Consider the following 6208-nt stretch of genomic DNA (forward strand, 5'->3'; position numbering starts at 1 on the left):
GCGATGGCCGGCAGCAGTGGCGAGAAGCAGCCCAAGTACCAACGGATCGCCGACGCGCTCAGGGCCGCCGTCGACTCGGGGGAGTACCGCGCCGGCGACCGGCTGCCCGGCGAGAACGACCTCATGGAGACCTACGGCGTCGCCCGGATGACCGCCCGTCAGGCGCTCGGGGTCCTGCAGAGCGAGGGCATCGCCGAGGCGCGCAAGGGTGCGGGGGTCTTCGTCCGGGACTTCCGGCCGCTGCGGCGGCGCGGGATCCAGCGGCTCGCCCAGGGGCAGTGGGGATCCGGGCGGTCGATATGGTCCGCGGACATCGACAGGCGGACGCTGGTCGTCGACCAGGTGTCCGTCACCGAGCAGGGCGCGCCGGACCACGTGGCCAGGGTCCTGGGCGTCGACCCCGGGGTGCCGATGTGCGTGCGGCACCGCCGGTTCGTCCTGGACGGCAAGCCGGTGCTGCTCTCCACCTCCTACCTCCCGGCCGGGCTGGTCGCCGGCACGGCGATCACCCGCGAGGACACCGGCCCGGGCGGGACCTACGCCCGACTCGCCGAGATCGGCGCGAAGCCCGTCCACTTCCGCGAGGAGGTGCGGTCCCGGATGCCCAGCGCGGAGGAGAGCAGCCGGCTCGACCTGTCCGCCGGTACCCCGGTCATCCTGATCTGCCGGACGGCCTTCGCCGACGAGGGCCAGGTCGTCGAGCTGAACGAGATGACGCTCGACGCGGCGTCCTACGTCCTGGAGTACGACTTCGACGCGTGAGGACGCCGCGCCCGCCGGGCCCGGAGGCGGCCGACGGCACCGCCCCAGCCGACGGCACCGCCCCGGACGCCGTGCGGGCGGCCGGGGCGGTGCCGTGCGGAGCCGGGCGCGTCACTCCTTGGAGCGCACCCGCAGGCTGGTGATCAGCGGACCCTCGGTGGTCTCCCGGAAGAAGTCGTTGCCCTTGTCGTCGACCACGACGAACGCCGGGAAGTCCTCGACCTCGATCCGCCAGACGGCCTCCATCCCCAGCTCGGCGTACTCCAGGACCTCGACCTTCTTGATGCAGTCCTGGGCCAGGCGGGCCGCCGGGCCGCCGATGGAGCCGAGGTAGAAGCCGCCGTGCCTGGCGCAGGCGTCGGTGACCTGCTTGGAGCGGTTGCCCTTGGCGAGCATGACCATCGAGCCGCCGGCCGCCTGGAACTGGTCGACGTAGGAGTCCATCCGGCCGGCCGTGGTCGGGCCGAAGGAGCCGGAGGCGAAGCCCTCGGGGGTCTTGGCCGGGCCGGCGTAGTAGACCGGGTGGTCCTGGAGGTACTTGGGCATGCCCTCGCCGGCGTCCAGCCGCTCCTTGATCTTGGCGTGCGCGATGTCGCGGGCGACCACCAGCGTGCCGGTGAGCGAAAGCCGGGTCTTGACCGGGTACTTGGACAGCTCGGCGCGGATCGCGGACATCGGCTGGTTGAGGTCGACGCGGACCACGTCGTCGTCCAGGTGCTCGTCCGTGGTGTCCGGCAGGTACCTGGCCGGGTCGGTCTCCAGCTGCTCCAGGAAGACGCCCTCGGCGGTGATCTTGCCGAGCGCCTGGCGGTCGGCGGAGCAGGAGACGGCCATCGCGACCGGCAGCGAGGCGCCGTGCCGCGGCAGCCGGATGACGCGGACGTCGTGGCAGAAGTACTTGCCGCCGAACTGGGCGCCGATGCCGATCTGCTGGGTCAGCTCGGTGACCTTGGCCTCCAGCTCCAGGTCGCGGAAGCCGTGGCCGGTCCGGGCGTCGCCCTCGGTCGGCAGGTGGTCCAGGTAGTGCGCCGAGGCGTACTTGGCGGTCTTCAGCGCGAACTCCGCGCTGGTGCCGCCGACCACGATGGCCAGGTGGTACGGCGGGCAGGCGGCCGTGCCGAGCGAGCGGATCTTCTGCTCCAGGAACGAGAGCATGCTCGCCTCGTTCAGGATCGCCTTGGTCTCCTGGTACAGGTACGACTTGTTGGCCGAGCCGCCGCCCTTGGCCATGAACAGGAACTTGTAGGCGTCGCCGTCGGTCGCGTACAGCTCGATCTGGGCGGGCAGGTTGTTGCCCGTGTTCTTCTCGTCCCACATGGTCACCGGCGCCATCTGGGAGTAGCGCAGGTTGAGCCTGGTGTACGCGTCGTACACGCCGCGCGCGATCGCCGCGTCGTCGCCGCCGGAGGTCAGCACGTTCTGGCCGCGCTTGCCCATGACGATCGCGGTGCCGGTGTCCTGGCACATCGGCAGGATGCCGCCGGCCGAGATGTTGACGTTCTTCAGCAGGTCCAGCGCGACGAAGCGGTCGTTGGGGCTGGCCTCCGGGTCGTCCAGGATGCGCCGCAGCTGGGCGAGGTGGGCGGGGCGCAGGTAGTGCGAGATGTCGTGCATCGCCTCGGCGGTGAGCAGCCGCAGGGCCTCGGGCTCGACCTGGAGGAAGGTGCGACCGCCGGCCTCGAAGGTGGAGACACCCTCGGAGGTCAGCTTGCGGTACGGGGTCGGGTCAGCGCCCAGGGGGAGCAGGTCGCTGTACTCGAAGTCTGGCGTGGGAGCCATGGGGGCGGTCCTTAGTGTTCCAGTGGTCCGGCTGCGTCGGCGAAGCACCCTCAAGGGTAGGACCCGGCGGAACGTCGCACGCGGAGAGGTCGGCCTGCGTGACCGGGGTCACTCGGACACGCGTACGGGACTTGCCCGGTTGACTAGGCTTGGCGCGTGGACAACTCGCCGTCGCAGGACGACCAGGGGCAGCCGCCCGTACCGATGACCAAACCGGAGGCCAAGCCCGCCGTCCGGACCGAGCACACTCCGGTGGCCGAGGCCGAGCTGCGGGCCTCGGACGCCGACCGCGAGCGGGTCGCGGAGCTGCTGCGCGACGCCTACGCCGAGGGCCGGCTGGACGTCGAGGAGCACGCCGAGCGGATCGAGGCCGCCTACGGGGCCAAGACCCTGGGGGACCTCGTGCCGCTCACCCGGGACCTTCCCGCACACCGGGCGGTCTCCTTCGAGAAGCCCCCGCTGGACGCCCCGGACCAGCGCCCGGCCGGCCCGGTGCGGCTGCCGGCCCGGCAGGAGTCGCCGTCCATGGTGGCGATCTTCGGCGGGGCGTCCCGGAAGGGCCGCTGGCGGGTCGGCTCGCACCTGCGGGCGGTCGCGGTCTTCGGCGGGGTGGAGATCGACCTGACCGACGCGGTCTTCGAGTCGCCCGAGGTGGTGATCGAGGTGACGGCCCTGTTCGGCGGGGTCGACATCAAGGTGCCGGAGAACGTCAGCCTGCACGGCGGCGGCGTCGGCATCTTCGGGGGCTTCGACGTGAAGGAGCAGACCGCCGCCGACCCGTACGCGCCGGTGGTGCGGGTCAAGGGGGCGGCGGTGTTCGGCGGTTGCGAGGCCAAGCCGCGCAAGGGCAAGAAGCTCAAGGAGTGGGTGCGCAAGCAGCTCGGCGCCGACTAGGAGTTGTCTGACCGGACTGCCCGGCCGGGAGCAACTCCCGGCCGGGCACTTGTCGTTGCGGTCGGTGCACTCCGTAGTCGATTGCGTGCAGTGTGCATGAATCGCGGCGCGGCGGGGTAGTTCCTCTCGCACATCGCTTCTTGTACGGCTGCGCACCGGAGCCGGCCTGAGGCCGGCCCGGGGGGTGAAGAGCGGGGGCTCGCAGCCGGGCAGGGGAGCGAGCTTCCCCCGTGTCCGAGAGCCTCGTCAGGAGTACGGCCGTGCTGCATCCGATCGAGTCCCGCACCACCTCGCCCGTTGCCGCCGCCCAGCTGCTGGAACGCCGGCCAGGCGCCCAGCCACAGGGGGAGGACGACCCCTGGCACACCGGCGCGGCCTGCCGCCGGGACGAGGTGGGGCTGTTCTTCGCGCCGTCCAAGGAGCCGACGGCGGCCCGGCTTTCGCGGGAGGAGCAGGCGAAGCAGGTCTGTGCGCGCTGCCCGGTGCTGCTCGAGTGCCGGGAGCACGCGCTGGCGCAGCCGGAGCCCTACGGGGTGTGGGGCGGGCTGACGGCGGCCGAGCGCCGGGTGGTGCTGGCCCGGCGGCGGCGCCGGGAGACGGAGCTGCGCGAGCCGGCCCGGGTGCAGGCCGCCCAGCGCCGGATAGCGGGCTGAGCGGGCGTCAGCGCCCGTCGCCGGCCGAGCGTGGCCGGCGGGACGCCGATGGAACGCCCGGCCGGCCGGACGGCCGGTGGGCCGGACGCCCGGGGCCTCGGCGGAGGGGGATTCCGCCGAGGCCCCGGGTTCTGCCGTCGTGGTGGGCCCGCGGGGCGCGGTGCGCCTCCGGGGGTCAGTTGGCGCGGTCGAAGTCGATCGCGCTGTAGGCCCGCAGCTTGGACAGCTTGTGGGTGGAGTGGATCTCCCGGATGGTGCCGCTCTTGGAACGCATCACCAGCGAGCTGGTGGTGGCGGTCTCCTGGCGGTAGTGCACGCCGCGCAGCAGCTCGCCGTCGGTGATGCCGGTGGCGACGAAGAACACGTTCTCGCCGCTGACCAGGTCGTCGGTGGTGAGCACGCGGTCCAGGTCGTGGCCGGCGTCGAGGGCCTTCTGGCGCTCCGCGTCGTCCTTCGGCCAGAGCCGGCCCTGGATCACGCCGCCCATGCACTTCATGGCGCAGGCCGCGATGATGCCCTCGGGGGTGCCTCCGACGCCCATCAGCAGGTCGACGCCGGTGCCCTCGCGGGCGGCCATGATCGCGCCGGCCACGTCGCCGTCGGAGATGAACTTGATCCGGGCACCGGCCTCGCGGATCTCCTGGACCAGGCTCTCGTGGCGGGGGCGGTCGAGGATGACGACGGTGACGTCCTCGACGGCGCTGCCCTTGGCCTTGGCGACCCGGCGGATGTTGACGGCCGGCGGGGCGGTGATGTCGACGAACTCGGCGGCCTCCGGGCCGGCGACCAGCTTGTCCATGTAGAACACGGCGCTGGGGTCGAACATGGTGCCGCGGTCGGCGACGGCCAGTACGGCGACCGCGTTGTTCATGCCCTTGGCGGTGAGCGTGGTGCCGTCGACCGGGTCCACGGCGACGTCGCACTCGGCGCCGGTGCCGTCGCCGACCCGCTCGCCGTTGTAGAGCATCGGGGCTTCGTCCTTCTCGCCCTCGCCGATGACGACGACGCCGTTCATCGACACGGTCGAGACCAGGGTGCGCATCGCCTTCACGGCGGCACCGTCCGCGCCGTTCTTGTCGCCCCGGCCGACCCAGCGGCCGGCGGCCATCGCGGCCGCCTCGGTCACCCGGACGAGTTCGAGCGCGAGGTTCCGGTCGGGAGCCTCGGGCGCGACCTCAAGGGATCGCGGAAGATTGTGCGGGTACTGCGTGGTCATCGTCGTTACCTCTCTGTACGCGACGGCCAGTAAGCGCCCGACTACTGCCAGGTCGAACGCCGTGGTGAGGGTCCTGCGATCGTATCTGCCCATGAGATGACTGTCTGTGGCGCGGGTCGCCACCCCCCGTCGGAACCGGCCGGTTCGTCCCGCTTCACCCGTGCGCGCACACCCCCGGGTGTCGGGACCGCGGACCCGATGAGTCACCATGTGGGGGTGGCAGGAAACAACAAGGGCATGAGGGGTCGGCAGACCGTACGGGACATGGTCCTGTCGATGGTCGCGGTCGGTTTCGTGGTCTGGATCGGGTACCTGTTCCTTCCGCACGACGCGGACGGCGACGGCGTGCACAAGGTCGAGTACAAGGTGGCGGCGGCCTCGGCGAAGCGCGGCGCGCCGTACCCGTTGCTCTCTCCGGACGGCCTGAGCGACCAGTGGCGGGCCACCTCGGTCACGTACCAGCCGGCCGCGCTCGGCGGCGGCAAGGGCAACGCCTGGCACCTGGGCTTCGTCACCCCGTCCGGCCAGTACGCGGCGGTCGAGCAGAGTGATCTCGCCCGCGACACCGTGCTCGGCTCGACGGTCGCCGGCGGCAAGCCGGACGGCACCTCGGAGGTGGCCGGGCAGACCTGGGAGCGCCTCCAGGGCCCCAAGTCCCGCGCCCTGACGATCCAGAGCGGCAGCGCCACCACCGTGCTCACCGGCACCGCCTCCTACGAGGAGCTGGCCGAGCTGGCGCAGGCGCTCAAGTAACCCTGGCGAAAGCCGCCCCGGGCCGTGCCCCGGGACACGCGAAAGGGCCCCGCACCGCTTGGGTTCAAGGGGTCGTCGCAACACCACTTGGTTTTAGGTGGTGAGTAGATCACGTAGACGCTCGGCTGGGGTATTCCAGCCGAGCGTCTTG

Annotated in this window: 6 protein-coding genes; 4 read left to right on the forward strand and 2 right to left on the reverse strand. The window is 71.9% G+C overall.

Going from position 1 to position 6208, the window contains the following annotated elements; all coding sequences use genetic code 11:
• Positions 1 to 3 precede the first annotated feature (3 nt).
• Complete coding sequence (locus tag ACIQIB_RS37060; protein WP_363607444.1) at positions 4 to 762, forward strand: GntR family transcriptional regulator; 759 nt, start codon at positions 4 to 6, stop codon at positions 760 to 762.
• 111 nt (positions 763 to 873) lie between these two features.
• Here the strand turns inward: ACIQIB_RS37060 and ACIQIB_RS37065 are convergent, their stop codons facing one another.
• A complete protein-coding gene (locus ACIQIB_RS37065; RefSeq protein WP_363607445.1) occupies positions 874 to 2541 on the reverse strand; it encodes a fumarate hydratase in 1668 nt (555 codons plus the stop codon).
• A gap of 204 nt (positions 2542 to 2745) precedes the next feature.
• Here ACIQIB_RS37065 and ACIQIB_RS37070 point away from each other — a divergent pair, with 204 nt between their 5' ends.
• Both ACIQIB_RS37070 and ACIQIB_RS37075 read left to right on the forward strand, forming a co-directional pair.
• Positions 2746 to 3435, forward strand: coding sequence for a DUF1707 domain-containing protein (locus ACIQIB_RS37070; protein ID WP_363607482.1), 690 nt, complete (start codon positions 2746 to 2748; stop codon positions 3433 to 3435).
• Positions 3436 to 3746: 311 nt separating this feature from the next.
• On the forward strand, positions 3747 to 4088 hold the full coding sequence (locus tag ACIQIB_RS37075) for a WhiB family transcriptional regulator (RefSeq protein WP_400659208.1): 342 nt from the start codon (positions 3747 to 3749) through the stop codon (positions 4086 to 4088).
• 175 nt (positions 4089 to 4263) lie between these two features.
• On the opposite strand, the gene glpX is transcribed toward ACIQIB_RS37075, so the two are convergent.
• Positions 4264 to 5304 carry a class II fructose-bisphosphatase gene (glpX, locus tag ACIQIB_RS37080; RefSeq protein ID WP_363607446.1) on the reverse strand — a complete coding sequence of 347 codons (1041 nt, stop codon included), beginning with the start codon at positions 5302 to 5304 and terminating at the stop codon, positions 4264 to 4266.
• Between the two features lie 216 nt (positions 5305 to 5520).
• Here glpX and ACIQIB_RS37085 point away from each other — a divergent pair, with 216 nt between their 5' ends.
• On the forward strand, positions 5521 to 6057 hold the full coding sequence (locus tag ACIQIB_RS37085) for a DUF4245 domain-containing protein (RefSeq protein WP_363607447.1): 537 nt from the start codon (positions 5521 to 5523) through the stop codon (positions 6055 to 6057).
• Positions 6058 to 6208: the final 151 nt, after the last annotated feature.

The sequence above is a fragment of the Kitasatospora sp. NPDC092286 genome (assembly GCF_044755565.1).
In the GTDB taxonomy this organism is placed as follows: domain Bacteria; phylum Actinomycetota; class Actinomycetes; order Streptomycetales; family Streptomycetaceae; genus Kitasatospora.

Bases quoted from the DNA above. Each gene is read 5' to 3' on its own strand.
- ACIQIB_RS37060 (WP_363607444.1), top strand. From the start codon at position 4: ATGGCCGGCAGCAGTGGCGAGAAGCAGCCCAAGTACCAACGGATCGCC.
- ACIQIB_RS37065 (WP_363607445.1), bottom strand. From the start codon at position 2,541: ATGGCTCCCACGCCAGACTTCGAGTACAGCGACCTGCTCCCCCTGGGC.
- ACIQIB_RS37070 (WP_363607482.1), top strand. From the start codon at position 2,746: ATGACCAAACCGGAGGCCAAGCCCGCCGTCCGGACCGAGCACACTCCG.
- glpX (WP_363607446.1), bottom strand. From the start codon at position 5,304: ATGACCACGCAGTACCCGCACAATCTTCCGCGATCCCTTGAGGTCGCG.